Raw genomic sequence first — 26,904 nt, 5'->3', positions numbered from 1 at the left:
GGGGCGACCCTTGCGGCTGCGCGGGCGGCGCCTGCCGCCGTGCCGGTCACTGCTTGGGTGCAGCCGACTGCGGTTGGGGGGTGCTCGGCGGCTGGGTGGCCGTGGCCGCCGGGGCGTGGGCGCCCGACTGCTCGATGGGCGGCGGCGGTTGATAGGGGCCGGGGTCTGTGCACGCGGCGGTCTGGACGGGCGGCTTCGCCTCCTTGCCGGCCGCCTTCACCGAGGCGCGGTAGTGCGCGGCGACCTTGTCCTGCCACACGCAGAGCTTGTAGGCATCCACCTTGGCGGTGTGGTCGGCCTTGGCCTTGGCCTCGGCGGCCTTGGCCGCAGCCTCCGGGCTGGGCGGCGGCAGCTTGGCATGGGCAGCGGCCGTCACCACGGCGGCCGCACAGGCGATCAGGAGTCGTGTCATGCGTTCCTCTGCGCGGTGGTTCGTCAGGCCTGGCGGGGCGTCACGCGTGCCGGGGCCTCGGCCGGGCGGCTGCGCTGCGCCGGGATCTTCCCTGCGCGAATGTCCTCGTACCAGAGCTCATGGTGCTCCTTGGCCCAGGTCTCGTCCACGTAGCCGGTGCGCATCGCGCGATAGGCGCCCCTCACGCCCACCGTGCCCATGTAGATGTGGCCGATGAACATCGCCATCATGACGATCGCGGCGACCGCGTGGATCATGTGGGCCACCTGCATCGTGCCGCGCGTGTACTCCAGGCCCGGGAGGACCTTGTCCAGCACCAGGCCCGAGCCCACGGTCACCAGGCCGACCAGGAACACACCGCCCCAGAACAGGAGCTTCTCACCGGCGTTGAACCGATGCGAGGGCACGTGCCCCCCGGAGAACAGCCCCCCGCCCTTGGCCAGCCAGACCAGATCGGCCCGGCGGGGCAGGTTGTCGCGCACGAAGGTGAGGATCACCACGACCAGCGACACCGCGAACAGCGGCCCGGCGAAGTTGTGCAGGTTCTTGAGCAGGTAGGTCAGGCCGCCGAACAGCGTGCCGCCGATGACGGGCAGCAGGAAGAACTTGCCGAACGCCATCACGAGGCCCGAAACGGCCAGCACCGAGAAGGCGATGGCGTTGGTCCAGTGCGCGGCACGCTCGAAGTAGGTGAAGCGCTCGATCAGACGGCCGGTGTCCGGCTCGTGCGTCCCCATGGGGCCGCGACGCCAGTAGAACAACGCGACGGCCAGCAGCACGATCAGCAGCAGGGCTGCGCCATAGGGCACGATCCACTGGTTGCGCACTTGGCGCCACGCCTCTCCGGCCGTGGTGCGCAAGGAGCCCGGATACTGCACCATGCGCTGGATCAGCACACCCGCCTCGGGGGCGGGCAGGCTGGTGTAGCCGGCCTGCTCGCCCGACTCGCGCACCGCACGCCAGAACGGTGCGTTGTTGCCGGGCTGGCTCTTCGCGCGCTCGGCATTGGTTTCGTCGGGCCGCGGCTCGCCGGGGGCGGCGGGTGTGGCAGGCGCGGCGGCGGCCGGCGCGGCCGGGGCGGGGGCACCGGGCGTCTGCTGCGCCGGCACGCTCAGCGGCCAGGCGAGGCTGGCGGCCACGATCAGACGTGAAATCAGGGCGAGCATCTCGTCTCCTTACGCCGCGGGGGCTGCGGGCCGGCCGACGGGCTGCCGACTCCCGGCTGCGCGTCGTTCGCCTCGCTCCATCCTCAATTCGCCCGCGAGTAGTCGTTCTGTCCCTGCGCGCGGCGGCGCATGTGCTGCTCCCAGCTCGCGGCGTCGCCCGGCTTCCAGCCGCTGGCGACGTACGGATTGGAAGCCCCTTGCCAAGCCGGGGTGTCGCCCCGCTTCTGGGGCGCCTGCGCAGTCTGCGGGCGCTCCCCGCAGGCGCCGAGCAAGGCCGCCGCGGCCAGGGCGGCGCACGCGATCGAGGCTCTGACCTTCATGACTTGGCTCCTGTGGTGGCGGGCGGGACGGGCGCCGGCTGCGAGGCGCCGGCGCTCGGCTTGCCGTAGGCCGTGCCCCAGCCCCACACCTCGCTGCCCTTGCCCCGCTTGAGCACGCGCGTGCGGAAGATGTCCGCCACCACGTCGCCGTCGCCTCCGAGCAGGGCTTTGGTCGAGCACATCTCGGCGCAGGCCGGCAGCTTGCCCTCGGCCAGGCGGTTGCGGCCGTACTTTTCGTACTCCTCCTGCGAGCCGCTCTTTTCGGGGCCGCCGGCGCAGAAGGTGCACTTGTCCATCTTGCCGCGCAGTCCGAACGTGCCGTTGCTCGGGAACTGCGGGGCGCCGAACGGGCAGGCGTACGAGCAGTAGCCGCAGCCGATGCAGATGTCCTTGTTGTGCAGCACCACACCTTCTTCGGTGCGGTAGAAGCAGTCCACCGGGCACACGGCCATGCAAGGCGCATCGCTGCAATGCATGCACGCGACCGAGATGCTGCGCTCGCCCGGCACGCCGTCGTCGAGCGTGACCACCCTGCGGCGGTTCACGCCCCACGGGACGTCATGCTCGGCCTTGCACGCGGTGACGCAGCCGTTGCACTCGATGCAGCGCTCGGCGTCGCAAATGAACTTCATTCGAGCCATGGGGTTGTCTCCTCAGCGCCGGGTCAGGCCGTGGCTTTCTCGATCTGGCAGACCGTCGTCTTGGTCTCTTGCATCATGGTCACGCTGTCGTAGCCGTAGGTCGTCGCGGTGTTGACCGCCTCGCCTCGCACGACCGGCGCAGCACCTTCGGGGTAGTAGCGCAGCAGGTCGACGCCCTGCCAGTGGCCCGAGAAGTGGAATGGCAGGAACACCGTGTCGCGCGCCACGCGCTCGGTCACCAGCGCCCGGACGCGCAGCTGCGCCCCGGTGGGCGTCTTCACGATCACGGCGTCGCCGTTGCGGATGCCGCGGTCGTTGGCGGCGGCCGGGTGGATCTCGACGAACATCTCCTGCTGCAGCTCGGCCAGCCACGGGTTGGAGCGCGTCTCCTCGCCGCCGCCCTCGTACTCCACCAGGCGGCCCGAGGTCATGATGAGCGGGAAGGTCTTGCCGATGTCCTTGTTCTGCTGCTGCACCGTCTTGTACAGCGTGGGCAGACGCCAGAAGGCCATCTTGTCGTCGTGCGTCGGGTACTTCTCGATCAGATCGGCGCGCGGCGAGTAAAGCGGCTCACGGTGCTGCGGGATCGGGTCGGGGAAGTTCCACACCACCGCGCGCGCCCGGGCATTGCCGAAGGGATGGCAGCCGTGGTTCTTCATCGTGACGCGGATGATCCCGCCGGAGGGATCGGTCTTCCAGTTCTTGCCCTCGGCGGCCTTCTTCTCCTCGTCGGTGAGTTCGTCCCACCAGCCGAGTTTCTTGAGCAGGACGTGGTCGAACTCGGGGTAGCCGGTGGTGATGTCGGCCCCCTTGGAGTACGAGCCGTCGGCCGCCAACAGCGACACCCCATCGCGCTCCACGCCGAAGTTCGCGCGGAAGTTCCCGCCGCCGTCCATCACGTGCTTGGAGGTGTCGTACAGGTTGGGCGACCCCGGGTGCTTGAGCTCGGGCGTGCCATAGCACGGCCACGGCAGCCCGAAGTAGTCGCCGTCGAGCTGGTAGCCGGTTTCCTTGTCGACGCCACCGTTGGCCTTGAGCGTCTTGACGTCGAACACATGCATGTTGCGCATGTGCGCCTTCAGGCGCTCGGGGCTCTGGCCCGTGTAGCCGATGGTCCAGACGCTGCGGTTGATCTCACGCAGGATGGACTCCGTCTCGGGTTCGAGCATGCCGCCCTTGCCCTTGACCATCTTGTAGTTCTTGACCAGCTCCTTGCCGAAGCCGAGCTTCTCGGCGAGCTGGTACATGATCATGTGATCGGTGCGCGACTCCCACAGCGGCTCGATGACCTTCTCGCGCCACTGGAGCGAGCGGTTGGACGCCGTGCAGGAGCCCGACGTCTCGAACTGCGTGCAGGCCGGCAGCAGGTAGACCGACCGGTTCGGGTTGAGGTCCTCGGGCTTGCCCGGCATCGCGGCCATGGCGGCCGTGGCCGAGGGGAACGGATCGACCACCACCAGCAAGTCGAGCTTGTCCATCGCCCGCTTCATGTCCAGGCCGCGCGTCTGGGAGTTGGGCGCGTGGCCCCAGAAGAACAGCGCGCGCAGGTTGGAGTCCTGGTCGATCAGCTCGTTCTTCTCGAGCACGCCGTCCACCCAGCGGGAGACGGTCATGCCCGACTTGGTCATCATGCCGGGGGCGTACTGCTTCTTGATCCACTCGAAGTCCACGCCCCAGGCGGCGGCGAAGTGCTTCCAGGCCCCTTCGGCCAGACCGTAGTAGCCCGGCAGCGAGTCGGGGTTGGGGCCGACGTCGGTCGCGCCTTGCACGTTGTCGTGGCCGCGGAAGATGTTGGCGCCGCCGCCCGACACGCCGATGTTGCCGAGCGCCAGTTGCAGGATGCACGACGCACGCACCATCGCGTTGCCGATGGTGTGCTGCGTCTGGCCCATGCACCACACGACGGTGCTGGGACGGTTCTTGGCCATGATCTCGGCCACCTTGTAGCAGGTGGCTTCGTCCACACCGCAGACCTCCTGGACCTTGTCCGGCGTCCACTTGGCCAACACTTCCTCGCGGACCTTGTCCATGCCCCAGACGCGGTCCTCGATGTACTTCTTGTCCTCCCAGCCGTTCTTGAACACGTGGTACAGCACGCCGAACAGGAACGGGATGTCGGTGCCGGAGCGGATGCGCACGTACTCGTCGGCCTTGGCCGCGGTGCGAGTGAAGCGCGGATCGACCACGATCATCTTGCAGCCGTTCTCCTTGGCGTGCAGCATGTGCAGCATCGACACCGGGTGCGCCTCGGCGGCGTTGGAGCCGATGTACAGCGCCGCCTTGGAGTTCTGCATGTCGTTGTAGGAGTTCGTCATCGCGCCGTAGCCCCACGTGTTCGCAACGCCGGCGACGGTCGTGGAGTGGCAGATGCGGGCCTGGTGATCGCAGTTGTTGGTGCCCCATAGCGACACCCACTTGCGCAGCAGATAGGCCTGCTCGTTGTTGTGCTTGGACGAGCCGATGACGAACAGCGCGTCGGGGCCGCTTTGCTTGCGGATCTCCAGCAGCTTGGCGGAGATCTCGTTGAGGGCCTGGTCCCACGTGATGCGCTGGTACTTGCCGCCCACCAGCTTCATCGGGTATTTGAGCCGGTATTCGCCATGCCCGTGCTCCCGCACGGCCGCGCCCTTGGCGCAATGCGCGCCGAGATTGATCGGCGAATCGAACACGGGCTCCTGACGCACCCACACGCCGTTCTCGACCACCGCGTCGATGGCACACCCCACCGAGCAGTGGCCACACACCGTGCGCTTGACCTCCACCTTGGTCGAGCCGCCCTCGGCGGGCTTGGTGGCATCGGCGGCGTGGGCCTTGCGCACGAGGGTCAGTTGCGACGCGGCCAGACCGGCCCCGAGGCCGAGGCCGGAGCGGCGCAGGAAGGCCCGCCGGTCCATCGTGGGAACGGCGCGCGAGAGGCCGCGGGCGAGGCTGTGGACCAGCGTCGGGGACGCGCTCGTGGCAGCAGCGGAAGAGGTCTTGCGGGTGAGCAACATACGGGCTCCTGGCGTGGGCTGGGTGCCTGGCAAGCGTGAATGAGGAGGACGCGCGGGGCGGGGGTGCGTCGCAGGGGCAGTGGCGTCTGCGCAGTTGCAGCGGTGGGGGCCTTCAGAGCGCCCTGGCTGCGCAGCCCGACCAACGAACTGCCGGTGCGGGGGCGCTCAGACCCGCGCGGTCTGGTAGTAGCGCTGCACGTGCTCGGTCAGGCGGTAGCCTTCGCGGGCCTCGGCGGTGTTTTCAGCCTGAGGAGGCGTCTGCTCCTGGGCGGGCCGGCTGGGCAAGGCGGCCGCCACAGCGGCAAGGGCACCGGCCGCTCCAGCGCCTGCAAACAACCGCCGGCGCGTCAACTTCTCCTGAGCTTGGCTCATGGTCCTCTCCTCGGACTTCCGGCGCGCACCTGGGGACTGCTCGTGCCCGCCTCAGTGACGTATCGTATCCCCCGCGACGGGCTTTGACTCACTTTCCTATGCAGACTGGTGCATACCCTAGTCTCGCTGCGGCTCAGGGGCGATTGGTGCAGCGCCGCACGACGAGAGAGGGCGCGGCGCGATGCAGATCCCGTGCCAACCACGCGGCGGCGGGCGCCACGGTTTGCGGCCCGCTGAGGCACGCCCTGGCAAGAGCTCACGCAGGCGTCGCACCAGCGGCGTTTTCGGCCTGCCATTGCCGCGACAGATTGACGCCCGCCGCTGCGACAACTTGTCGCAGCGGCCGAGAAGGCGCTGCGCAAGCGCCAAGCCGCCGCAACGTGTCGCCGTCCGAGTACCCGAGCAGGACAGTCGATTTTTCGGTAGCCTTGGACCCCGGTGAACGCTCTTGCCTACCCCTCCTCCGCCGACCGGCTCGGTGACGGTTGGCGACACAGCTCGGTTCTGGTCGTCGACGACGAACCGGGCATGCGGCACTTTCTCGAAAAGACGCTGGCCAGCCGCTGCGCACAGGTGATGGGCGCGGAAAGCGCCGAGCAGGCCGAGGCGCTGGTGCGCAGCCATCGCTTCGACCTGGTGATCCTGGACATCACGCTGCCCGGCAAGAGCGGGCTCGCGTTCCTGCGCGAGTTGCGCGAGCACGGGTTCTCGGGCGAGGTGATCCTCATCACGGCCTTCGCCGATCTTGACACGGCGATCGAGGCGTTGCGCGCCGGCGCCTCCGACTTCATCCTCAAGCCGTTTCGAGTGACGCAGTTGCTCAACGCGGTCAAGCACTGCGTGGAGCGGGCGCGGCTCGCGCGTGAGAACTACGTGCTGCGTCGCGCCGAATCGCAGCGCCGGTCGGCCTCGCCCCACTTCGTCGGCCGCTCCGAGCGCATGCGCCGGCTGATGGACGCGCTGCAGCGGGTGGCCGCGGTGCAAAGCACGGTGTTGCTGACCGGCGAATCGGGCACGGGCAAGGAGTTGGCGGCCCTCTTCCTGCACCAGGCGAGCGCACGGGCCGAAGGTCCTTTCGTGCCGGTCAACTGCGCGATGATGTCGCCCGAGCTGATCGAAAGCGAGCTGTTCGGCCATGCGAAGGGCGCCTTCACCGGCGCCACGAAGAGCCGTGACGGGCTCTTCTACTATGCCCAGGGCGGCACCCTCTTCCTCGACGAGGTGGGCGATCTGCCGATGCCGCTCCAGACCGCTTTGCTGCGCGTGCTGGACGATCGCAAGATCCGCCCGGTCGGCAGCGAGCAGCAGATCCCGGTGGACGTGCGCATCGTCGCCGCCAGCAACCGCGACCTGGCCGCGGAAGTCGCCGCCGGACGGTTCCGCAAGGACCTGTACTACCGGCTGCAGGTGGTCGAGATCACGCTGCCGCCTCTGCGCGAGCACAAGGAAGACATCCCGGCCCTGGTGCAGCATTTCATCGAGCTGCTCGCACCTCAGCTCGGCGTGGAGCCCATCCGCGTCAGCGACGAAGAGCTCGCGTACTTGCGCCAGTACGACTGGCCCGGCAACGTGCGCGAGTTGCGCAACCTGATCGAGCGCTCGCTCATCCTCGGGTCGCTCAACGTCTCGGCGCTGTACCAGGGTCTGCCGGGAGGGGCCTCGCGCCCGGCGGTGTGGGAGTCGGGCACCACCGACCTGCAGACGCTGGAGAAGCGCCACATCCTCGCGGTGCTCGAGTCGGTGCACGGCGACAAGACCCGCGCAGCCCAGTTGCTCGGCATCTCCCGCCGCACGCTGCAGCGGCGCGTGGCGGAGTGGACGCAGCAGGGATGAGCGCCGGGGCATGGCCGCCACGAGCAGGCGCGAGGCTGCGCCGCTTGTCGATCCGTCAGAAGCTGCTGGCGCTGGTGCTGCTGCCGCTGGCCGGCGTGCTGCCGCTCCTGGGCCTGCTGCTGCTCCTGTGGGGCAACGAAGCGATCGACCGGCTGCTCATCATGAAAGTGCGCAGCGACCTCGCGGTCGCCCAGGGCTACTTCGAGCGCGTGCTCGCAGAGGTGGCCAGCGGCACCGAGGCGGTCGCGCAGTCCCACCGCCTGCACGTGGCGCTGCAACGCGGCGGCGGCCCCGAGCTCACGGCCCTGCTGGACGAAGGCAAACGTCGCGCCTCGCTCGAGTTCCTCAACCTCGTGGCCCCCGATGGCCGCTGGATCGCCGGCGACGGCAAGCCGGGCGTGCGGCCGGTCGCGGTGCCGTCCGGCACGCTCGGCCCGACGGCCAGCGTGGAGCGGCTCGACCGTGAGGCGCTCGCAGAGCTGGCCCCCTCGCTGTTGCCGCGCCTGGGCATCACCCTCGTGCCCACCCCCAACGCGGCGCCCACCGACCGCCGCGAGGAAGACCGCGCACTGGTGATCCTGGCCGTGGCCCCGGTCCACGGGGCCGACGGCCGCCGGGTGGGCTACCTGCGCGGCGGCGTGCTGCTCAACCGCAACCTCGCCTTCATCGACCACCTCAACGAGATCGTGTATCCCGAAGGCTCCTTGCCCTTCGGCAGCCAGGGCACGGCCACCCTCTTCCTCGACGACGTGCGCATCAGCACCAACGTGCGGCTCTTCGGGCGCGAACGCGCGATCGGCACCCGCGTCTCGCAGGCGGTGCGCGATGCGGTGCTGGGCCGCGGCAGCACCTGGCTCGATCGCGCCTTCGTCGTCAACGACTGGTACGTGTCGGCCTACCAGCCCTTGCTCGACCGCCACGGGCAACGCGTCGGGATGCTGTATGTGGGATACCTCGAGCGGCCGTTCACCTGGGTGAAGTACGGCGCGCTCGCCAGCATCGGCGCAATCTTCTTCACCGTGATGATCGCCGCCGCCTGGGTCTCGTTGCGCTGGGCCCGGGCGATCTTCCGGCCCATCGAGCGCATGGCTGCCACGATGCAGGCGGTCGAACACGGCCGCGCCGACGCGCGCGTGGGCCGGCTGGCGAACGAAGACGAACTCGCGCGGCTGGCTGGGCACCTGGACCATCTGCTCGACGTGGTGGACGAGAAGACCCGCGCCCTGCAGCGTTGGGCCGAGGAACTCGATGCCAAGGTGGCCGAGCGCACGCGCGACCTGGAGGAGAGCAATGCCTCTTTGCAGCATGCGCAGGAGCAGCTCGTGCGCAGCGAGAAGCTCGCGGCCATCGGCCAGCTCACGGCGAGCATCGCGCACGAGGTGAACAACCCGATCGCCGTGATCCAAGGCAACCTCGACCTGGTGCGCGAGCTGCTCGGCTCCGAGGCCTCGCGCGTGCACGCGGAGCTGCGGCTGATCGACGAACAGGTCGAACGCATGCGTCTCATCGTCACGCAGCTGTTGCAGTTCGCCCGGCCCGGCGAGTATGCGGGTTACGTCGAGCCGGTGGACGTGGAGCAGGCCCTCGAGGCGAGCCTGGTGCTGGTCAACCACCTGCTCGCCAAAACGCGCATCGAGGTGCACCGCGAGTTCGGCTCGCCGCGCCCGGTGGCGATCAACCGCCAGGAGTTGCAGCAGGTGCTGATCAACCTGCTCGTCAACGCCGTGCAGGCCATGCCCGAGGGTGGGCGTCTGACGCTGCGCACCCGTGCGTGGGACTCCCGAGGCGCCGCGATCGAGGTGGAGGACACCGGGCCCGGCCTGAGCGAGGAGTTGCGCGCCGAACTGTTCCAGCCTTTCGTCACCCGCAAGAAGGACGGCACGGGACTGGGCTTATGGATCAGCCGCAGCATCGTGGAGCGTTATGGCGGGGACATCCGCGCCGACAACGCGAGCCCGCACGGTGCGCGGTTCACGGTGCTGCTGCCCGGCGATGGAGCGCCGGGGGCACTCGCGCCCGCCGGGTGAGCTGCCCGCGGGGGCGGGGGCGCGCCCTGGCGTCACTCGATCATGTCGAAGGCCTGCGTCTCGACCTGCACGAAGGCCTGCGTGAAAAGCGCCACCGCCCGGTAAAGCCGGGCGGCCGGGTGCGCCGCGAGCGTTTCGCACATGCGCTCGACCCACGGCTGCACATGGGCACGGAAGAAACGGCGCTGCTGCTCGAGGTTGCACACCTCCACGTCGTCGCCGGCGATGAGGTAGCGCATCACCTCGAACACGCAGGCGACGTGGTCCTCGGTCTCCGAGGCCGCGGCATCGCGTTCCAGCCCGAGTCGGGCCAAGTCGCTGCGCAGCACCGCGAGCGGCCGCTCGTTCAGGAACCCCGCCAGGTAGTAGGAGCCGTACAACAGCACCTCGGGCTTGCCCAGCCCCTGAAAGAGCGCGTCGTACTCCTCGGCCGCGGCTTCGGGCGTCGTCTCACGCATCGCCGCCACCAGCGTCTCCCAGGGCCGCTCGAGGAAGGCCCCTTCCTGCGGCGCCTGCGTCACCGCGACCTCGAACTGGGCGAGCAGCGCTTCGTCGGGAGGCGCCAGGTACAGCCGAGCGAGCAGTCCGTACAACTCGGCGCGCGCCAGTTCCTCGCTGCCGTCCGAGGCGGAAAACGTGAGAGGTTGAACGGCGCCGGCGCTCATAGGTCGGTGATCCTGACTTCGTTCGGGTTGGTGTAGATGTCCACGACGCGGCAATCGCCGCACATCCTGAGCCGCTCCAGCGCCGCGCCCTGGAAGGCCGCGTGCCCCGCAAGCTTGCCGATCATGACCTCGACGGCCTTCAGCGTGCCGAAGGGCTTGCCGCAACGCACGCAGCGGTACGGTTCCACCTCGTGCAGCACGCGGGGCAGCTTGCGGGCCTTGCCCCCATCGGCGAGCCACAGGCGCGGCTGGAGCGTGATGGCCTGCTCGGGGCATGTGGCCTCGCACAGCCCGCACTGCACGCAGTTCTTCTCGATGAAGCGCAGCTGCGGCCGCTCGGGGTTGTCGGCCAAGGCCGACTCGGGGCACGCGCCCACGCAGCTCAGACACAGCGTGCACCGTTCGGTGTCCACCCGCACTGCACCGAAAGGCGTCCCGGCGGCCGGCAGCGCAATCGCTTCCGGCACACTCGCAGCGTGCGCCACCAGGTGATCGATGGCCAACTCCAGCGTCGAGCGCTTGTCGGACTGCGTTGCAAAACCCGCGGCCTGCCGCACCGCCGCGCGAGCGGGGCGGTGCAGCTCGGCGTCGAGGGCGGCCAAATCCCGCGCGTCGCGCGCCCGCAAGAGCCGCACGCGCTCCCCACCGTATCCCAGTCCTTCGAGGATGGCGTTCGCCACCGCCGCCTGCTGGGCCAGCGCCTCGTGGTACTCGGGCGCCTCCTCCTGCGTGAGCAGGACCCAAACGTCCGACGCGCCGTAGGCGATCGCCGCGAGCCAGAGGTCCAAACCAATGCTCGCCGTGTGCCACGCCGCCACCGGCAACACTCGAGCCGGCACGCCGCGGATGGCCGCGTCCGTTCGAGCTGCGCGCCCCAAGTCCTCGATGACGCGGGCACCGGACTTCTCGCTGTGGATCAGCAGCGCCGCAGGCGCCTGCGCCGCCCCGCCGGCCTTCGCATACGTGGAGAGCAAGGTGCGCAGCCGCCGGCCCTGGTCCACCGTGTTCGGGTAGGCATACCCCAGAGCGCCACTCGGGCACACCGTCGTGCACGCCCCGCAGCCCACGCACAAATGCGGCTCCACGCGTATGCCGCCGGTCGTCGCAGCCTGCGACTCAATGGCCCGAGCCGAGCACACCTCGATGCAGGCGTCGCATCCGACCTTCTCGTTGCGGCTGTGCGCGCAGAGCTTTTGCTTGTACTGGAAGAACTTCGGCTTCTCGAACTCGCCGATCAGCTCGCGCAGCTGCACCACCGCCTGCAACAGCTTGGAAGAGTCCCCGCCGACGTGGAAGTACCCCTGCGGCGGCTGGTGCATCGTGAACCGCGCCTGCGCGCCCAGGTCGAGCACGAGATCGAATGCCTCTGTGACGGTCTGAGCCTCGCGCTGGAAGTCGATCGCGCCGGCCGCCTCGCACACCCTCACGCAGTCCCGATGGGAGCGGCAGGCCTCGAGGTCGATCTGGTAGCTGAAGTCGATCGCGCCCTCCGGGCAAGCCTCGATGCAGGCGTTGCAACGCGTGCACAGGTCGAGGTCGATGGGGTTGCCGCTCTCCCACGTGGCCTCGAAGGCGCCCAGCCAGCCGGTCAAGCGCAGCAGCCGGCCCGCATGGACGGCGCGTTCGCGCCGCTGAGGCAAGCCGCCTCCACGGCCTTCGACCAGCAGGGTCACGTCCAGCTTGTCGGCCAGCAGATCGGCCGCCCCCTCGGCCGCCTCGGCGGGGCCGATCACCAGGCAGCGCCCCACGCTGCGATAGCTCACCGTGGGCACCGGCTCGGGGTCGGGCAGCTGGGCCGCAGCCAACAGCGCCGCGATCTTGGGTGTCGCAGCGGCAGCGTCCTTCGACCACCCACCCGTCTCGCGAATGTTCACGAAGCGGATGGGCCGCTCGGTGACGGGGGCGGCCCCTTCGGTGGCGTCGTTCAGTTCGAGAAAGAGGCGGCTTTCCTGCGTGCAGGCGACGAGCAGGTCGTCGCCCGAGCGGGCCGCGTGCTGGAAGGCCGGGGCCTCGCGACGGCACAGCGTCGTGTGGACGGTCGCCTCATCCGACCCCAGGGCCCGGCTCAGTGCCTGGCCGTCGAGCGGCATCGTCCGGTTGCAATTGCACAGCAGCGTCTTCATCGTGGGGTACTGCAAGGCCCGGGGCGTCACCGGGCAGTGTGGGAGACGCCACCCCGGACTGTGGCACGTCCTGCCCGACGGCGCCATCCGCGCTTCCCGCAGGGGGCAAGGGCTTTTCGGCGCCCGCGCCGGCCTGGCCCGTCCCGTCCTCGTCGCGGAACAGGCCGAGCAGCCGCGACTGCACCATCTTGCGCAGCATGGCGGGGGGAATGGGGTTGGGCTTGGAGTAGTCGTCGATGTACACGTCCAGCCCGTCCATCCGGTTGAAATGCGGATCGCTGAAGAGCTTGCGGAAGGCCGCCCGGCGCACGTCCTCGTCCACATCCTCGCGCGCGAAGCGCGAGTAGTCCGAGGTGGGCGTCAAGCGTTCGACGTCTTCCATCGTGGGAGGCGGCTCTTCGGCCGCCCCGGGCGCACAGACGGGTGCGCCCCCAGGCGTGGGCGCGGGCGTGGGCCCGGGTGCCGCCGGCGCCGTCGCGTCCGCCGGGGCGCTCGGCCCTTGCGGTGGGGGCCCGGCCTCGGCCGGAGCCTGCGGTTCGGGCGGCGCCTCGCCGCGCGCGACCTGCGCCTTGCGGCGGGCCCAGCGGCTGAAGAAGTTCTCCTCGGCCGTCACCGGCGTCCCCTCTCATCGGGCGACAGGAACGACGCCGGGCGCTGCCGGCGCTTGGGCTCGGGCTTGTAGTGCTGCGCCGTGTACGCCTCGAGCCAAGCCACGAGGTGCGGCTGGAGCGGCACGTTGTCCACCCGCTCCTGGGCGTCCAGCCAGCGTCCGGCCTCGTTGTACGACAGCGTGATCGCCTCGACGGCAGCGCGCGAGGGGTCTGCCTCATCGACGCGCCACATCACGAACCACACCGGCTGGCCCGAAGTGAGATTGAGGTAGTACCCCTCGCCCTCGTCGCGGAAAAGTTCCACCGTATGAGCCGGGAACATCCAGCGCGAGCACTTGTCGTCGTCGAACAACAACCTCGGTTCGGTGCCGAAGGCTTCCTGCTGCTCGACCACCTCGACGATGCGGAAGCGCCAGTCTTCCCAGGCGTTCGGCCGCGCCTCGCGCTCCAGCACCACGGCCACTTGGACGGACGGCCGCTCCATCGACGCCCCCTTCAGGTGCCTTTGGAAATGGTGATGGTCGGGAACTTGGCCGAGTAGTCCTTCGCCCGCTCCGCGACCTTCACTGCCACCTTGCGCGCGACCTCCTTGTAGAGGGCCGCGATCTCGCCGTCCGGCTCGCTCACGACCGTCGGACGCCCCGAGTCCGTCTGTTCACGGATCGAGAGGTTCAGCGGCAAAGCCCCGAGGTAGTCGACCCCGTACTCGGCGGCCATCCGCTTGCCGCCCTCGGCCCCGAAGATGTGCTCGGCATGACCGCACTTCGAGCACACGTGCACCGCCATGTTCTCCACCACGCCCAGGATGGGCACGCCCACCTTCTCGAACATCTTGAGGCCCTTGCGCGCGTCGAGCAGCGCGATGTCCTGCGGGGTGGTCACGATGACCGCCCCCGTGAGCGGCACGCGCTGGCTCAGCGTGAGCTGGATGTCGCCCGTGCCGGGGGGCATGTCGACGATGAGGTAGTCCACATCGCGCCAGTTGGTCTGCCGCAGCAGCTGGTCCAGCGCCTGCGTGGCCATCGGCCCGCGCCAGATCATCGGGTTGTCGGGCTCGATCAGGAAACCGATCGACATCACCTGGACCCCGTAGTTCTCCAGCGGCTCCATCGTCTGGCCGTCGGCGCTTTCCGGGCGTGCGTCGATCCCCATCATCATGGGCTGGCTCGGCCCGTAGATGTCGGCATCGAGAATCCCCACCCGGGCGCCCTCGGCGGCCAGCGCGAGCGCCAGGTTCACGGCGGTCGTGCTCTTGCCCACGCCGCCTTTGCCGGAGGCCACCGCGATGATGTTCTTCACGTTCGGCAGCAGCTGCACGCCCCGCTGCACCGCATGCGCGATGATGCGGGTGGCGATCTGCACGCTCACGTTCTCGACGCCTGGCACACTGCGCGCCGCCGCGATGAGGGCTTTGCGCAGCGCCGCGACCTGGCTCTTGGCGGGATAGCCGAGTTCCACGTCGAACGACACGTCACCGCCTTCGACGCGCAGGTTGCGCAAGGCCTTCGTCGAGACGTAGTCCTTGCTGGTGTTGGGGTCGACGACGCCGCGCAGCGCGTCGAGCAGGGCCTGTTCGGTCACAGCCATCGGGTCAGTGCTTGTTCGAATCGGACTTGACAGGCCAGTCTAGCAGGCTGCATCAAACCCTGTTGCCAGGTGCCAGCGCGCAGCGGCGCGGGCCTGCGGGCAGCGATATTCCCAGCAAGAGACGCGCACGCTGCGCTGGCGTCCCTAGAATCTGGGTTTTCCCTGACCGGCGCCCGGCAGGCGCCGGGGACGGGCCGCAGCGCCGCACCCCCTGTCCTCCCCGTCGAGGGCCTGCGACAGCCGAGGGCCCGGCGTTTCCTCGAGAGGTACCCGAACATGCCCCGCAAGCTCTTCGTCACGACCGCCCTGCCCTATGCCAACGGGCACTTCCACATCGGCCACATCATGGAGTACATCCAGGCCGACATCTGGGTGCGTTTCCAGCGCATGCAGGGCCACGAGGTGCACTTCGTCGGGGCCGACGACGCGCACGGCGCACCGATCATGATCGCCGCCGAGAAGGCGGGCAAGACGCCGCAGGAGTTCGTCGCCTCCATCGCCGCCGGGCGCAAGCAGTACCTCGAAGGCTTCCACATCAGCTTCGACAACTGGCACTCCACCGACAGCCCCGAGAACACCGAGCTGGCACGCAGCATCTACCTGGCGTTGCGCAAGAACGGGCTCATCTACACGCGCCACATCGAGCAGTTCTTCGACCCGGTCAAGCAGATGTTCCTGCCGGACCGCTACATCAAGGGCGAGTGCCCCAAGTGCGGTGCGAAGGACCAGTACGGCGACTCCTGCGAAGTCTGCGGTGCGGTGTACTCGCCCACCGAGTTGAAGAACCCCTACTCGACCCTCACCGGCGCCACGCCGGTGATGAAGTCGAGCGAGCACTACTTCTTCCAGCTTTCCTCGCAGCGCTGCCTGGACTTCCTGCAGCAATGGACGCAGGACGGCAAGCTACAGCCCGAGGTGGCCAACAAGATCAAGGAATGGTTCGCGATCGACGAGCACGGCCACGGCGGGCTGGCCGACTGGGACATCTCCCGCGATGCCCCGTACTTCGGCATCGAGATCCCGGACGCGCCCGGCAAGTACTTCTACGTCTGGCTGGACGCGCCCATCGGCTACCTGGCCTCGCTCAAGAACTACTTCGACAAGGGCGGCCCCAAGGCCAAGTACGGCGAGGTGCGCTCGTTCGAGGAGTTCATCGCCGACCCCGAGGTCGAGCAGTACCACTTCATCGGCAAGGACATCACCTACTTCCACACGCTGTTCTGGCCCGCGATGCTGCACTTCTCGGGCCGCAAGACACCCACCAACGTCTTCGTGCACGGGTTCATCACGGTGAGCGGCGAGAAGATGAGCAAGAGCCGCGGCACCGGCATCGACCCGCTCAAGTACCTCTCGCTCGGCATGAACGCCGAGTGGCTGCGCTACTACATCGCGGCCAAGCTCAACGCCAAGGTCGAGGACGTCGACTTCAACCCGGAGGATTTCGTCGCCCGCGTCAACAGCGACCTCGTGGGCAAGTACGTCAACATCGCCAGCCGCGCGGCCGGCTTCATCGCCAAGCGCTTCGGCGGCCGGCTGACGGAGCGGCTTGCCGGCGACGGCCGCCAACTGCTCGACGGCCTGCGCGCCGCGCGGCAGGAGGTGCAGCGGCTCTACGAGGAGCGCGAGTTCGGCAAAGTGCTGCGCGAGATCATGCTGCTGGCCGACCGCGTCAACGAGTACGTGGACCAGAACAAGCCGTGGGAGCTGGCCAAGCAGCAGGGCGAGGACGAGCGCCTGCACCAGGTCTGCTCGGTGTGCATCGAGGCGTTCCGCCTGCTCACCATCTACCTCAAGCCCGTGCTGCCGGCCGTCGCCGCCCGGGTCGAAGGCTTCCTGCAGATCGAGCCGCTGACCTTCGCGGACGTCGATCGCCCGCTGGGCGCCCACGCCATCGGCACCTACCAGCACCTGATGCAGCGAGTCGACCCCAAGCTGCTGGACGCGCTGTTCGAGCCTCCCGCGCCGGCCGCGCCCATGCCCGGCGGAGAGGAGATCGCCCCCACCATCGCAATCGAGGACTTCGCCAAGATCGACCTTCGCATCGCGAAGATCGTGGACTGCCAGCTGGTCGAAGGCTCCGAGAAGCTGCTGCGCCTCACGCTGGACGTCGGCGAGGGACGCCTGCGCAATGTCTTCAGCGGGATCAAGGCGGCCTACAAGCCGCAGGATCTGGTCGGCAAGCTCACCGTCATGGTGGCGAATCTCGCACCGCGCAAGATGAAGTTCGGGGTGAGCGAAGGCATGGTGCTGGCCGCCTCGCACGCCGACGAAAAGGCCAACCCCGGCATCTACGTGCTCCAGCCCTGGCCGGGTGCGGAGCCCGGCATGCGCGTGCGCTGAGCGCTGCGGCCGGCCGAGCCGGCCCCGCTACGGCTACTGCTCCAGCACGTCCGCCCCCTTGGGCGGCGTGAAGCGGAACTGCTCTGCGGGCGGATTCGCGTTCGCCTCCACGTTCGAGAAGGCCAGCAGCGATCGCTGCCCGAAGTTGTCGACGATCTCGAGAGCCGCCAACTCCTTGCCGCGAAAGCCGATCCGCACCGACTGGAACGGGCTGTCTTTCTGGCGAGGTTGCGCCTCGGCCCACTGCAACCCGTCGCGGTCCGGCAAGGGCTTGAGGGCAAAGTCCTTGTCCAGCGAGCCGCCCGCCAGCAGTGCGGCCGGCGTGGCCCCCAGGGCCTGGTTCATCGGCCGCACGGTGACCTGGTTGAGGTCGGTGTCGTACAGCCAGACCTTCTGCCCGTCGGCCACGATCACCTGCTCGAACGGCTTGGCGTACTCGAATCGGAAGCGATTGGGCCGCACGAACTCGAAGCGGCCGTGACTCGTGCGCTTCCGTGCGCCGTCCGGCGAAGTGACCGTCTGCGTGAAAGCAGCCCGGCCGCTCTTGACGTCCTGCACGAAGCTCTTGAGCGTGTCCACCGCGTCGGCCCACGCGGGAGCGGCCACGCCCCACAGCGCGGCGATCAGCAGTTTTCTCATCATTCGTCGCGGGCGGGAACGAGGATGTCCCGGTTTCCGTTGGAAGCCATGCCCGATACGAGCCCGGCTTTCTCCATTTGTTCCAGCAACCGGGCGGCGCGGTTGTAACCGATGCGCAGATGCCGCTGCACCAGCGAGATCGAGGCGCGCCGGTGCTGCAAGACGACTTGCACCGCCTGGTCGTAGAGCGGGTCGGCCTCGCCGTCGGCCCCGGCGGCACCCGGCTCGCCCCCCGGCCCGCCCTCGCCTTCGAGCGTGCCGCCCTCGAGGATGCCCTCGATGTAGTTCGGCTCGCCCTGGCTGCGCAGGTACTCCACCACCCGATGGACCTCGTCGTCCGAGACGAACGCCCCGTGCACGCGCACCGGCAGGCCCGTCCCCGGCGCAAGGTAGAGCATGTCGCCCTGCCCCAGCAGCGTCTCGGCACCCATCTGATCCAGGATGGTGCGGCTGTCGATCTTGCTCGACACCTGGAATGCGATGCGCGTCGGGATGTTGGCCTTGATGAGGCCGGTGATCACGTCCACGCTCGGCCGCTGCGTCGCGAGGATGAGGTGGATGCCCGCAGCCCGCGCCTTCTGGGCAAGCCGGGCAATGAGTTCCTCGATCTTCTTGCCGACCACCATCATCAAGTCGGCCAGCTCGTCGATCACGACGACGATGTACGGCAGCCGGTCCAGCGGTTCCGGCTCCTCGGGCGTGAGGCTGAAGGGGTTGGGGATCTTCTCGCCGCGCTCGGCGGCTTCGGCCATCTTCTTGTTGTAGCCGGCCAGGTTGCGCACGCCCAGCTTGCTCATCAGGCGGTAGCGGCGCTCCATCTCGCCCACGCACCAATTGAGCGCGTTGGCGGCCTGCTTCATGTCGGTGACGACCGGCGCGAGCAGGTGGGGGATGCCCTCGTACATCGCCATCTCGAGCATCTTGGGGTCGATGAGGATGAGCCTCACGTCCCGGGCCTCGGCCTTGTACAGCAGCGACAGGATCATCGCGTTGATCCCGACCGACTTGCCCGAACCGGTGGTGCCCGCCACCAGCAGGTGGGGCATCTTGGCCAGATCGGCCACCACCGGGGCGCCGACGATGTCCTTGCCGAGCCCGAGCGTGAGCATGGACTGCGCGTCGTTGTAGGCCTGGGAGCCCAGGATCTCCGCCAGCCGGATGGTCTGACGCTTCGCGTTGGGCAACTCCAGCGCCATGAGGTTCTTGCCCGGGATCGTCTCGACCACGCGAATGCTCACCAGGCTCAACGACCGCGCGAGGTCCTTGGCGAGATTGACGATCTGCGAACCCTTCACGCCGGTGGCCGGCTCGATCTCGTACCGGGTGATGACCGGGCCGGGCGAGGCCGCGACCACCCGCACCTCGACGCCGAAGTCCTTGAGCTTCTTCTCGATCAGCCGAGAGGTCATCTCCAGCGTCTCCGGCGTGACCGTCTCGAGCTTGCCCGGCGCGGCGTCCAGCAGGTCCACTTGCGGCAGCTTGGTGTCGGCCAGCTCGGTGAACAAGGGCTTCTGACGCTCCTTGATGACGCGCTCGGACTTGGGCACCTCCACCACCGGAGGCTCGATGACGATCGGCGCGTGGTCCTCGATGACCTGGCGCTCGACCTCGACGACCTGCTCGCGCTCCTTCATCGCCTTTTCGCCCAGGCGCAGGTCCTCGCGGAACTCGCGGCGCTCCTCGCGGCGCTGGCGCCAGCTCTCGATCCAGGCACCGAGCCGCTCCGCCACCCGCAGCCAGGAGAACTGAAGCGCCATCGCCATGCCGACCACCAGCAGCGAGATCCACCACACCCCCGAGCCGAGGAAGCCCAGCAGCTTGACGCTGAGCTGACCCAGGCCATGGCCCAGCACGCCGCCGGCATGTCCCGGCAGGTGCGACTCCCAACGATAGAGCCGGGTCCACTCCAGGCTGCAACTGGCAGCCATCAGCACGGCCAGCCCCACCCAGAAGAACCAGGCGGGATGATGGGGAGCGGCCTCCGCGCCCGGCGCCTCCTCGGCGCCGCGCAGCAGCCGAGCCAACGCGCCCAGCCATGCCCGAAGGGCCACCAGCACCAGCCACCAGGCCGAGAAGCCGAAGAAGAAGAACAGCAGGTCCGACGCCCAGGCCCCGAGCACACCGACCGCATTGCGCACCGGCGCGCCGTCGCCCGAGGTCGACCAGGCCGCGTCGCCCCCCGTGTGGGTCAGCATCGCGATGAACAGCAGCAACAAGCCGATCGCACCGAAGAAGACCTGCACCTGCAGCTTCCATCGCGGCACCGGCGCCGCTTCCGGGGCCGCGGTGGCCGCTTTGCGCCGGCGTGAAGCGCCCGCGGAGCTGCGGGCGGACGCGGCGGACGACGAAGACGCAGTGGCAGCGGAGGCGGAATCGCCCCCGAGGGATCCGAGAGGAAAAGCCATGGACGGATTGTGCGGCAAGCGCGGGCTCCACCCGGCCCGCCGGCTGCAACAAAAGTCTTTGCGACCGGGCCGAACGGCTCAGGCTCTTGCTGAATGCAGGGGCGAAACCGAGTCACGAAACGGCCCCCGGCCCTGCGCCGCAGGCGAACCGGGCCGCGCCCGGAGGGCCGGTGGGTGGGCCCGGTGCCCGGTGGCCCTATTCCTTTGCCCCAGGGCGTGCGCCCACCCCCACGGGGTCACGGCCCGGCTGGGGGCGGCCGGGCGCCCCGCCTCGAGTGCCCGGCGTACGCCGGCGGCGCGCTGCTGCTCGGCGCAGGCGCCGCGCCGCCCCTAGCCTCAGCTGGCGTGGCGCGAGGCGCGGCCGCCGCTTTGCAGCCGCTCTTTGATGATCACCGACCCGTCGGGCTGGGTCTCGACGTACTGCCGCTCTTCCAGGTCCTTCATCACGCGGCTGACCATCTCGCGCGAGGCGCCGACGATCTTGGCCAAGTCCTGCCGCGAGACCTTGTTGCGGATCATCAGGGTGCCGCCCGTATCCTCGGCCATGTCCAGCAGCGTGCGGGCCACGCGACCATACACGTCGAGCAGGGCGAGCGACTCGATCTGGCGATCGGCGGCCCGCAGCCGCGCCACGAGTCCGCGCATGATGGCGTAGGCGAGGCTGGAGTTCTCCGGCAGGCAGCGCGCGAACTCCGCGCGGCCGAGCACCAGCACGTCGGTCTGCACCTCGGCGCGGACGGTGGCCGAGTGCGGCTCGTTGTCGATCAGACTCATCTCGCCGACGTAGTCGCCAGGATGCAGCATGGCGAGGATGACCTCGCGTCCGCGGGAGTCGGAGGTGAGCACGCGCGCGCGGCCGGTGAGCAGGATGAACAGCGCGTTGGACTTCTGCCCCTGCTCGACGATGATCTCGCCCCGGCGGAAGCGTCGCTTGACGACCCCCTCAGCAATGGCTTCTGCCTGTGCATGGGTCAGCATCGAGAACAGCGGCACGCGCCGAATCAAGTCGAGGTTGGACAGCATCGCCATGACAGTTCACCTTCCCATGTTGTTCGTTCGCGCATCCTGCAAAGCCCGCAACGGCCGTCCGTCCGTGCCGCTTCCCTACAATCGGCGCCATACTGACGGGTCGACTCCCGCATGCCGCAGGCCGTGAGATATCTCACAAGCGGACTCTAACCGAAGACAGCGGCAGGAACGAGAGTGTCGACCCGGGTCCTTCGTCCACTTCGCGCCACGGCGCCCGTCCCATGAGCACACCCGTCAAGCACGCACAGGTCCTGATCCTCGGCTCCGGCCCCGCCGGTTATACCGCCGCCATCTACGCCGCCCGGGCAAATCTCAAGCCCGTGCTGGTCACCGGCTTGGCCCAGGGCGGTCAGTTGATGACGACCACCGAAGTCGACAACTGGCCGGCCGACGTGAATGGTGTGCTCGGGCCCGACCTGATGCTGCGCTTCCAGCAGCACGCCGAGCGCTTCGCGACCGAGATCGTCTTCGATCACATCAACGAAGCAGACCTCAGCAAGCGCCCGTTCACGCTCAAAGGGGATGCCGGGGTGTACACCTGCGACACGCTGATCATCGCCACCGGCGCGTCGGCCAAGTACCTCGGGCTGCCGTCCGAACAGGCCTTCATGGGCCGGGGTGTCAGCGGCTGCGCCACCTGCGACGGCTTCTTCTACCGCGACCAGGACGTGTGCGTCGTGGGGGGCGGCAACACCGCGGTCGAGGAAGCGCTGTACCTGTCCAACATCGCTCGCAAGGTCACCCTGATCCATCGGCGCGACAAGTTCCGCGCCGAGCCCATTCTGGTGGACAAGCTGATGGAGAAGGTGGCGGCGGGCAAGATCGAGCTCAAGCTCTTCTACGTCCTCGACGAGGTGCTCGGCGACGACTCCGGCGTGACCGGCGTGCGGATCAAGCACCTCAACGACGGCCGTACCGAGGAGATCCCGCTCAAGGGCTGCTTCATCGCCATCGGCCACCAACCCAACACCGAGATCTTCAAGGGCCAGCTCGAGATGAAGGACGGCTACATCCTCACGCGCTCGGGCCACGAAGGCTTGGCGACGATGACGAGCGTGCCGGGCGTCTTCGCCGCCGGCGACGTGCAGGACCATGTGTACCGCCAGGCGATCACCAGTGCCGGCACGGGCTGCATGGCGGCGCTCGACGCGCAGCGGTTCCTGGAGCAGTCCGCCGGCTGATTGCACCGGGCATCGCGGCCGGCGCGGAATACGGCTATAATCGCTGTCTTTGCCGTTGGTGGCAGGGGTTTTCGTTGGGTTCGCAGCGTCACGCCGCGGGCCCGAAGACTTCTGGCAGCACATCGAAAGGTCTTGCGCCGCGGCAGGCGTGGCAGGCAGGCGAAAGCCCCGGCCGCGCCGGCTCGGCGAGGCCCTTCAAGGGCTCCCATCAAGCGGGCGCCGGTAGCGCAGGAACACCGCCGCGACCGCCTGCTCTGGGCGTCGAATCTGAACCGAGATTGAAACGGAGAAGCGTCATGGCACGCGTCTGTCAAGTTACGGGCAAGCGCCCGATGGTGGGCAACCATGTGTCCCACGCCAACAACAAAACGAAGCGCCGCTTCCTGCCCAACCTGCAGTACCGTCGCTTCTGGCTCGAGAGCGAGAACCGCTGGGTGCGCCTGCGCGTGAGCAACGCCGCGCTGCGCCTGATCGACAAGGTCGGCATCGACCAGGTCGTCGCCGAGCTGCGCGCCAAGGGCGAACTCTGATCTCGCCGTAAGGAGCCCACACCATGGCCAAGACCGCTCGCGAAAAGATCAAGCTGGAGTCGACCGCCGGCACCGGTCACTTCTACACCACGACCAAGAACAAGAAGACGACGCCCGAGAAGATGGAACTGATGAAGTTCGATCCGAAGGCGCGCAAACACGTCCTCTACAAGGAAGTGAAGCTGAAGTAATTCGGCCCCTTTCCCCTCGAGAACCCGCCCGGCAGTCCGCCCGGCGGGTTTTTTGTCGTCCCGTCTTCCTCGGGGGCGAAGGAGCGGGTGCGCGAGAGCGGAGCCAAGGCCGGGCGTGGGCAGGCAGCCCCGGCAAAGCAGCCTTGGGAGAGCGCAGCCTTGGCAGAGCAGCTTTGGCAGAGCAGCTTTGGCAGAGCAGCTTTGGCAGAGCAGCTTTGGCAGAGCAGCTTTGGCAGAGCAGCTTTGGCAGAGCAGCTTTGGCAGAGCAGCCTTGGCAGAGCAGCCTTGGCAGAGCAGCCTTGGCAGAGCAGCTTTGGCAGAGCAGCGGCGGAGAGCGCTGCTGGGTGCGTAGGGCGTGGGGCCCGCCGTGGCATCAGACGGCAGGCACAAGAAAGAGGCGCCCGGGGGCGCCTCTGTGCTGTGAGCTGTCCGGCGCAGGGCCGGGCTCAGGCCCGTACCGGCTGCGCCGCCTTGATTTTGAGGGCGAAGTCCTGCAAGGCCGCGATGCCGCTTTCCTCGGCGCGCTTGCACCATGCTTGCAGGTCTGCCACCAGTTGCTCGGCCGAGACGTTCGTGCGCGTCCAGAGTTGGCGCAGCTCGGCCCGCATGGCCACGAGCTTGGCCAAGGCCGGCGAGTGGGCGCAGGCATGGGCGATCTGCTCTCGCAGGTGAGACGGGATGCGGTCCTCGTCGCGGTGCAGCCAGCGCTTGGCCAGTCGCAGTTGGCGCCACTTGGCGGTGTTCTCCGCGCCGGCGTCCTTGAGGGCGCGCAGCTCGTCGCGGCACGCCGCCTTGAGCGCCCGGCCGTAACGGGCCATCAGCTCGTAGCGGTGCGCGACGATGGCTTCCAGCGTGTGGGCGTCGGGCACCGGCCGCACCTCGCCCAGCTTGAGCATGGGCGGCACCTTGCGGACCTTGGCCAGCCCCAGCAGTTCCAGCGTGCGGATGTACAGCCACCCGATGTCGAACTCGTACTTCTTGACGGAGAGCTTGGCCGACGTCGGGTAGGTGTGGTGGTTGTTGTGCAGCTCTTCGCCGCCGATCACGATGCCCCAGGGGAAGATGTTGGTGCTGGCATCGGCCGCCTCGAAGTTGCGGTACCCCCAGTAGTGACCAATGCCGTTGATGATGCCGGCCGCCGTCACGGGGATCCACAGCATCTGCACCGCCCACACCGTCAGGCCCACCGCACCGAACAGCGCCAGGTTGATGATGAGCATGAGGCCGACACCCTGCCAGGTGTAGCGGCTGTACAGGTGGCGCTCGATCCAGTCGTCCGGCGTGTTGTGGCCGTACTTGGCGAGCGTTTCCTGGTTCTTGGCCTCGGTGCGATAGAGCTCGGAGCCTTCCAGCAGCACCTTGCGGATGCCGAAGACCTGGGGGCTGTGCGGGTCTTCCTCGCGCTCGCACTTGGCATGGTGCTTGCGGTGGATCGCGACCCATTCCTTGGTGACCATGCCGGTGGTCATCCACAGCCAGAAACGGAAGAAGTGCGCGACCGCGGGGTGCAAGTCGAGCGCACGGTGAGCCTGCGAACGGTGCAGGAAGATCGTGACGGAGGCAATGGTGATGTGGGTGAGTGCCAAGGTGTACAGGACGATCTGCCACCAGGCAGCGTCGGCCATGCCGTTGGCGAGCCAGTCGACCAGGCTGTCCCACACGATCGAGAATTCAGACATCTAACGAAACCCTACAGAGAAGTGCGCGGATTTTAAGTCAGCAGGCGCTCAGGGCCCCGCAGGAATACACCCGAGTTTCACCGGGTATCGCCCGGACAGGGCCTGTGCATTTGAGCTGTATCAAATAGCGCGCCTGCTCCCCGCACCGCGTAACGGGCGCGCGAGGCCCGGTCGCGCAGGGTTGGAGCCGCTGGCGCTAGCGGCGTTCCCACACGGCCGCAAAAAAACCGTCGGTGGCGTGACGGTGAGGCCACAATCGTAAGTAAGCATCGTCGACCAACGATTGCGCGTCCGGCACTTTCGCCTGCTCGAGGATCTCGGCCGCCGAAACCGGTACGAAATCACGGTGCTGGTCGGAGAAGGCGGCGGCCACGGCCTGGTTCTCCTCGGGCAGGATGCTGCAAGTGGCATACACCAGGCGCCCCCCTGGCTTGAGGAGTCGCGCGGCGCTGGCGAGGATCGCATCCTGCTTGGCGCGTAGCTCCTCGATCGCCTTCGGCGACTGCCTCCACTTGAGGTCGGGGTTGCGACGCAGCGTGCCCAGGCCCGAGCACGGTGCATCCACGAGCACGCGGTCGACCTTGCCCGCCAGGCGCTTCACACGCTCGTCGCGCTCGTGGGCGATCTGGGACGGATAGACGTTGGACAGGCCGCTGCGGGCCAGACGGGGCTTGAGCTGCTCCAGGCGGTGGGCGGAGACGTCGAGGGCGTACAGCCGGCCCGTGTTGCGCATGGCAGCGCCCAAGGCCAGCGTCTTGCCTCCCGCGCCCGCGCAGAAGTCCACCACCATCTCGCCGCGCTTGGGCCCCACGAGCAGGGCCAGCAACTGGCTGCCTTCGTCTTGCACCTCGACGTCGCCGCGCAGGTAGATCTCCATCTTCTGCAAGGCGGGCTTGCCTTGCACGCGCAGACCCCAGGGTGAGTACGGCGTGGGCGTGGCCTGGACGCCCGCGGCGGCCAGCTCGGCCATCACCGCCTCGCGTTTGGCCTTGAGCACGTTGACGCGCAGGTCCAGCGGCGCGGGTTCGTGCAGGCTCTCGGCCAGTGGCCAAAACTCCTCGCCCAGCGCCGACTTCAAGGCGCCGGCCAGCCAGTCCGGCAGGTTGTGGCGCAGCTTCTCGGGCAAGGTGGAGATGTCCACCGCCCGGGCCTGCTCCCACCACGTCTGCTCGTGCGAGGCCAAAGCGGCGCGCAGGAACGAGTCGTTGCCCTGCCAGCCGAGGATGGCCAGTCGCCGTTCCAGCGGCCCCGAGCCGGACTGAGCCAAGTGCTGGTAGAGCAACCGCCGCCGCAGCACCGCATAGATGGTTTCGGCCAGGGTATGCCGCTCGCGAGGGCCGAGCGTGCGGTGGCGACGGAAGAAGCTCGAGACGACGCCGTCGGCCGGCGCGTCGAACTCGAGGACCTGTTTGAGCAGTTCGGTGGCGAGATCGAGGAGTGCATTCGGATGCATTCCCGCGATTATCCCCGCCCCGCTACAGCACGAGCTGCGGCTCGCCCGTGCGGTGACGCACCTGCAGGCCGTCGACTTGCAGGGCGTCTTCCACGAACCATCGCACCGCGCGGGGGTAGATCACATGCTCCTTGGCGAGCACGCGCGCTGCCAGGGCGGCCTCGTCGTCGCCGGGGAGCACCGGCACCGCCGCCTGGATGACGATGGGGCCGTGGTCGAGTTCGGCCGTGACGAAGTGGACCGTCGCCCCGGCGATCTTGCAGCCGGCCTCGATGGCCCGGCGGTGCGTGTGCAGGCCCGGAAAGGCCGGCAACAGCGAGGGGTGGATGTTGAGCAACCGCCCCGCGTAGCGCGACACGAAGGCCGGTGTGAGGATGCGCATGAAGCCCGCAAGCACGACGAGGTCCGGGCGATGGCGGTCGATCTCCTGTGCCAGCGCCTCGTCGAAGGCCTCGCGGCTCGCATAGCGCGTGTGATCGACCACGCCGGTCGCGATGCCGTGCGAAGCGGCGAACTGCAGGCCCGCGGCCTGCGGCCGGTTGCTGATGACGGCGGCCACCTGCGCCGGCCATCCCTCGGCATGGCACGCGCGCACGACCGCTTCCATATTGGAGCCTCGGCCGGAAATCAGGATCACGATGCGCTTCATGGGCCGGCAGTGTAACGGGCGGCGCGCCAAGGCCCGCGTCCCTACAATGCGCCATTCC

General features: G+C 68.5%; 23 protein-coding genes. 6 read left to right on the top strand and 17 right to left on the bottom strand.

Annotation, left to right across the window (positions count from 1 at the left end):
• Window positions 1–46: 46 nt before the first annotated feature.
• From OMP39_RS05125 to OMP39_RS05100, 6 genes are all read right to left on the bottom strand, one after another.
• The gene (locus OMP39_RS05125; protein ID WP_264893718.1) at window positions 47–412 is read right to left on the bottom strand and encodes a hypothetical protein; all 366 of its coding nucleotides are present in this window, start codon (window positions 410–412) and stop codon (window positions 47–49) included.
• 23 nt (window positions 413–435) lie between these two features.
• Window positions 436–1,578, bottom strand: a complete 1,143-nt coding sequence (locus tag OMP39_RS05120; RefSeq protein ID WP_264893717.1) for a formate dehydrogenase subunit gamma — start codon at window positions 1,576–1,578, stop codon at window positions 436–438.
• An 83-nt stretch (window positions 1,579–1,661) separates the two neighbouring features.
• The gene (locus OMP39_RS05115) at window positions 1,662–1,898 is read right to left on the bottom strand and encodes a hypothetical protein (RefSeq protein WP_264893716.1); all 237 of its coding nucleotides are present in this window, start codon (window positions 1,896–1,898) and stop codon (window positions 1,662–1,664) included.
• On the bottom strand, window positions 1,895–2,539 hold the full coding sequence (gene fdh3B, locus OMP39_RS05110) for a formate dehydrogenase FDH3 subunit beta (protein WP_264893715.1): 645 nt from the start codon (window positions 2,537–2,539) through the stop codon (window positions 1,895–1,897). Before fdh3B ends, OMP39_RS05115 begins: the two co-directional genes overlap by 4 nt.
• A 23-nt stretch (window positions 2,540–2,562) precedes the next feature.
• Complete coding sequence (locus tag OMP39_RS05105) at window positions 2,563–5,532, bottom strand: formate dehydrogenase subunit alpha (protein WP_264893714.1); 2,970 nt, start codon at window positions 5,530–5,532, stop codon at window positions 2,563–2,565.
• Window positions 5,533–5,697: 165 nt separating this feature from the next.
• Window positions 5,698–5,904, bottom strand: a complete 207-nt coding sequence (locus tag OMP39_RS05100) for a formate dehydrogenase (RefSeq protein WP_264893713.1) — start codon at window positions 5,902–5,904, stop codon at window positions 5,698–5,700.
• Between the two features lie 438 nt (window positions 5,905–6,342).
• Here OMP39_RS05100 and OMP39_RS05095 point away from each other — a divergent pair, with 438 nt between their 5' ends.
• Entirely contained in the window at window positions 6,343–7,737 is a 1,395-nt protein-coding gene (locus OMP39_RS05095; RefSeq protein WP_264893712.1) for a sigma-54-dependent transcriptional regulator, read from the top strand.
• Window positions 7,738–7,781: 44 nt separating this feature from the next.
• A complete protein-coding gene (locus tag OMP39_RS05090; RefSeq protein ID WP_342454877.1) occupies window positions 7,782–9,764 on the top strand; it encodes a sensor histidine kinase in 1,983 nt (660 codons plus the stop codon).
• 32 nt (window positions 9,765–9,796) lie between these two features.
• On the opposite strand, the gene OMP39_RS05085 is transcribed toward OMP39_RS05090, so the two are convergent.
• From OMP39_RS05085 to apbC, 5 genes are read right to left on the bottom strand one after another with little or no spacing between them, the layout of a single operon-like run.
• Window positions 9,797–10,429, bottom strand: a complete 633-nt coding sequence (locus tag OMP39_RS05085) for a TorD/DmsD family molecular chaperone (protein WP_264893710.1) — start codon at window positions 10,427–10,429, stop codon at window positions 9,797–9,799.
• The gene (locus tag OMP39_RS05080; RefSeq protein WP_264893709.1) at window positions 10,426–12,552 is read right to left on the bottom strand and encodes a 4Fe-4S binding protein; all 2,127 of its coding nucleotides are present in this window, start codon (window positions 12,550–12,552) and stop codon (window positions 10,426–10,428) included. The genes OMP39_RS05085 and OMP39_RS05080 overlap by 4 nt, the downstream gene beginning before the upstream one ends.
• Window positions 12,473–13,165, bottom strand: coding sequence for a DUF3306 domain-containing protein (locus OMP39_RS05075; protein WP_264893708.1), 693 nt, complete (start codon window positions 13,163–13,165; stop codon window positions 12,473–12,475). The genes OMP39_RS05080 and OMP39_RS05075 overlap by 80 nt, the downstream gene beginning before the upstream one ends.
• Complete coding sequence (locus OMP39_RS05070) at window positions 13,162–13,647, bottom strand: DUF3305 domain-containing protein (RefSeq protein WP_264893707.1); 486 nt, start codon at window positions 13,645–13,647, stop codon at window positions 13,162–13,164. Before OMP39_RS05070 ends, OMP39_RS05075 begins: the two co-directional genes overlap by 4 nt.
• Window positions 13,648–13,658: 11 nt before the next feature.
• Window positions 13,659–14,750: an iron-sulfur cluster carrier protein ApbC gene (apbC, locus tag OMP39_RS05065; protein ID WP_264893706.1), complete on the bottom strand. Its 1,092-nt coding sequence runs from the start codon at window positions 14,748–14,750 to the stop codon at window positions 13,659–13,661.
• A gap of 276 nt (window positions 14,751–15,026) precedes the next feature.
• Here apbC and metG point away from each other — a divergent pair, with 276 nt between their 5' ends.
• The gene (metG, locus tag OMP39_RS05060; RefSeq protein WP_264893705.1) at window positions 15,027–17,090 is read left to right on the top strand and encodes a methionine--tRNA ligase; all 2,064 of its coding nucleotides are present in this window, start codon (window positions 15,027–15,029) and stop codon (window positions 17,088–17,090) included.
• Between the two features lie 33 nt (window positions 17,091–17,123).
• On the opposite strand, the gene lolA is transcribed toward metG, so the two are convergent.
• From lolA to OMP39_RS05045, 3 genes are all read right to left on the bottom strand, one after another.
• Window positions 17,124–17,729, bottom strand: a complete 606-nt coding sequence (gene lolA / locus OMP39_RS05055) for an outer membrane lipoprotein periplasmic chaperone LolA (protein WP_425340662.1) — start codon at window positions 17,727–17,729, stop codon at window positions 17,124–17,126.
• Window positions 17,729–20,134: a DNA translocase FtsK gene (locus OMP39_RS05050; protein WP_425340661.1), complete on the bottom strand. Its 2,406-nt coding sequence runs from the start codon at window positions 20,132–20,134 to the stop codon at window positions 17,729–17,731. The genes lolA and OMP39_RS05050 overlap by 1 nt, the downstream gene beginning before the upstream one ends.
• A 336-nt stretch (window positions 20,135–20,470) precedes the next feature.
• Window positions 20,471–21,163, bottom strand: a complete 693-nt coding sequence (locus OMP39_RS05045) for a Crp/Fnr family transcriptional regulator (protein ID WP_264893702.1) — start codon at window positions 21,161–21,163, stop codon at window positions 20,471–20,473.
• 221 nt (window positions 21,164–21,384) lie between these two features.
• Here OMP39_RS05045 and trxB point away from each other — a divergent pair, with 221 nt between their 5' ends.
• From trxB to rpmG, 3 genes are all read left to right on the top strand, one after another.
• Window positions 21,385–22,344 carry a thioredoxin-disulfide reductase gene (trxB, locus tag OMP39_RS05040; protein WP_264893701.1) on the top strand — a complete coding sequence of 320 codons (960 nt, stop codon included), beginning with the start codon at window positions 21,385–21,387 and terminating at the stop codon, window positions 22,342–22,344.
• Between the two features lie 296 nt (window positions 22,345–22,640).
• Window positions 22,641–22,874: a 50S ribosomal protein L28 gene (gene rpmB / locus OMP39_RS05035; RefSeq protein ID WP_264893700.1), complete on the top strand. Its 234-nt coding sequence runs from the start codon at window positions 22,641–22,643 to the stop codon at window positions 22,872–22,874.
• Between the two features lie 23 nt (window positions 22,875–22,897).
• Window positions 22,898–23,065 carry a 50S ribosomal protein L33 gene (rpmG, locus tag OMP39_RS05030; RefSeq protein WP_264893699.1) on the top strand — a complete coding sequence of 56 codons (168 nt, stop codon included), beginning with the start codon at window positions 22,898–22,900 and terminating at the stop codon, window positions 23,063–23,065.
• A gap of 446 nt (window positions 23,066–23,511) precedes the next feature.
• Here rpmG and OMP39_RS05025 read toward each other — a convergent pair whose 3' ends face one another.
• From OMP39_RS05025 to purN, 3 genes are all read right to left on the bottom strand, one after another.
• Entirely contained in the window at window positions 23,512–24,744 is a 1,233-nt protein-coding gene (locus OMP39_RS05025) for a DesA family fatty acid desaturase (protein WP_264893698.1), read from the bottom strand.
• A 196-nt stretch (window positions 24,745–24,940) separates the two neighbouring features.
• Complete coding sequence (locus OMP39_RS05020) at window positions 24,941–26,197, bottom strand: RsmB/NOP family class I SAM-dependent RNA methyltransferase (RefSeq protein WP_264893697.1); 1,257 nt, start codon at window positions 26,195–26,197, stop codon at window positions 24,941–24,943.
• 22 nt (window positions 26,198–26,219) lie between these two features.
• A complete protein-coding gene (gene purN / locus OMP39_RS05015; protein WP_264893696.1) occupies window positions 26,220–26,846 on the bottom strand; it encodes a phosphoribosylglycinamide formyltransferase in 627 nt (208 codons plus the stop codon).
• Between the last annotated feature and the right edge of the window lie 58 nt (window positions 26,847–26,904).

It is taken from the genome of Schlegelella aquatica, from assembly GCF_026013905.1.
GTDB lineage: Bacteria > Pseudomonadota > Gammaproteobacteria > Burkholderiales > Burkholderiaceae_C > Caldimonas > Caldimonas aquatica.
Note: the sequence above shows the minus strand (reverse complement) of the source record. Positions and strands in the feature narration are given on the sequence as shown.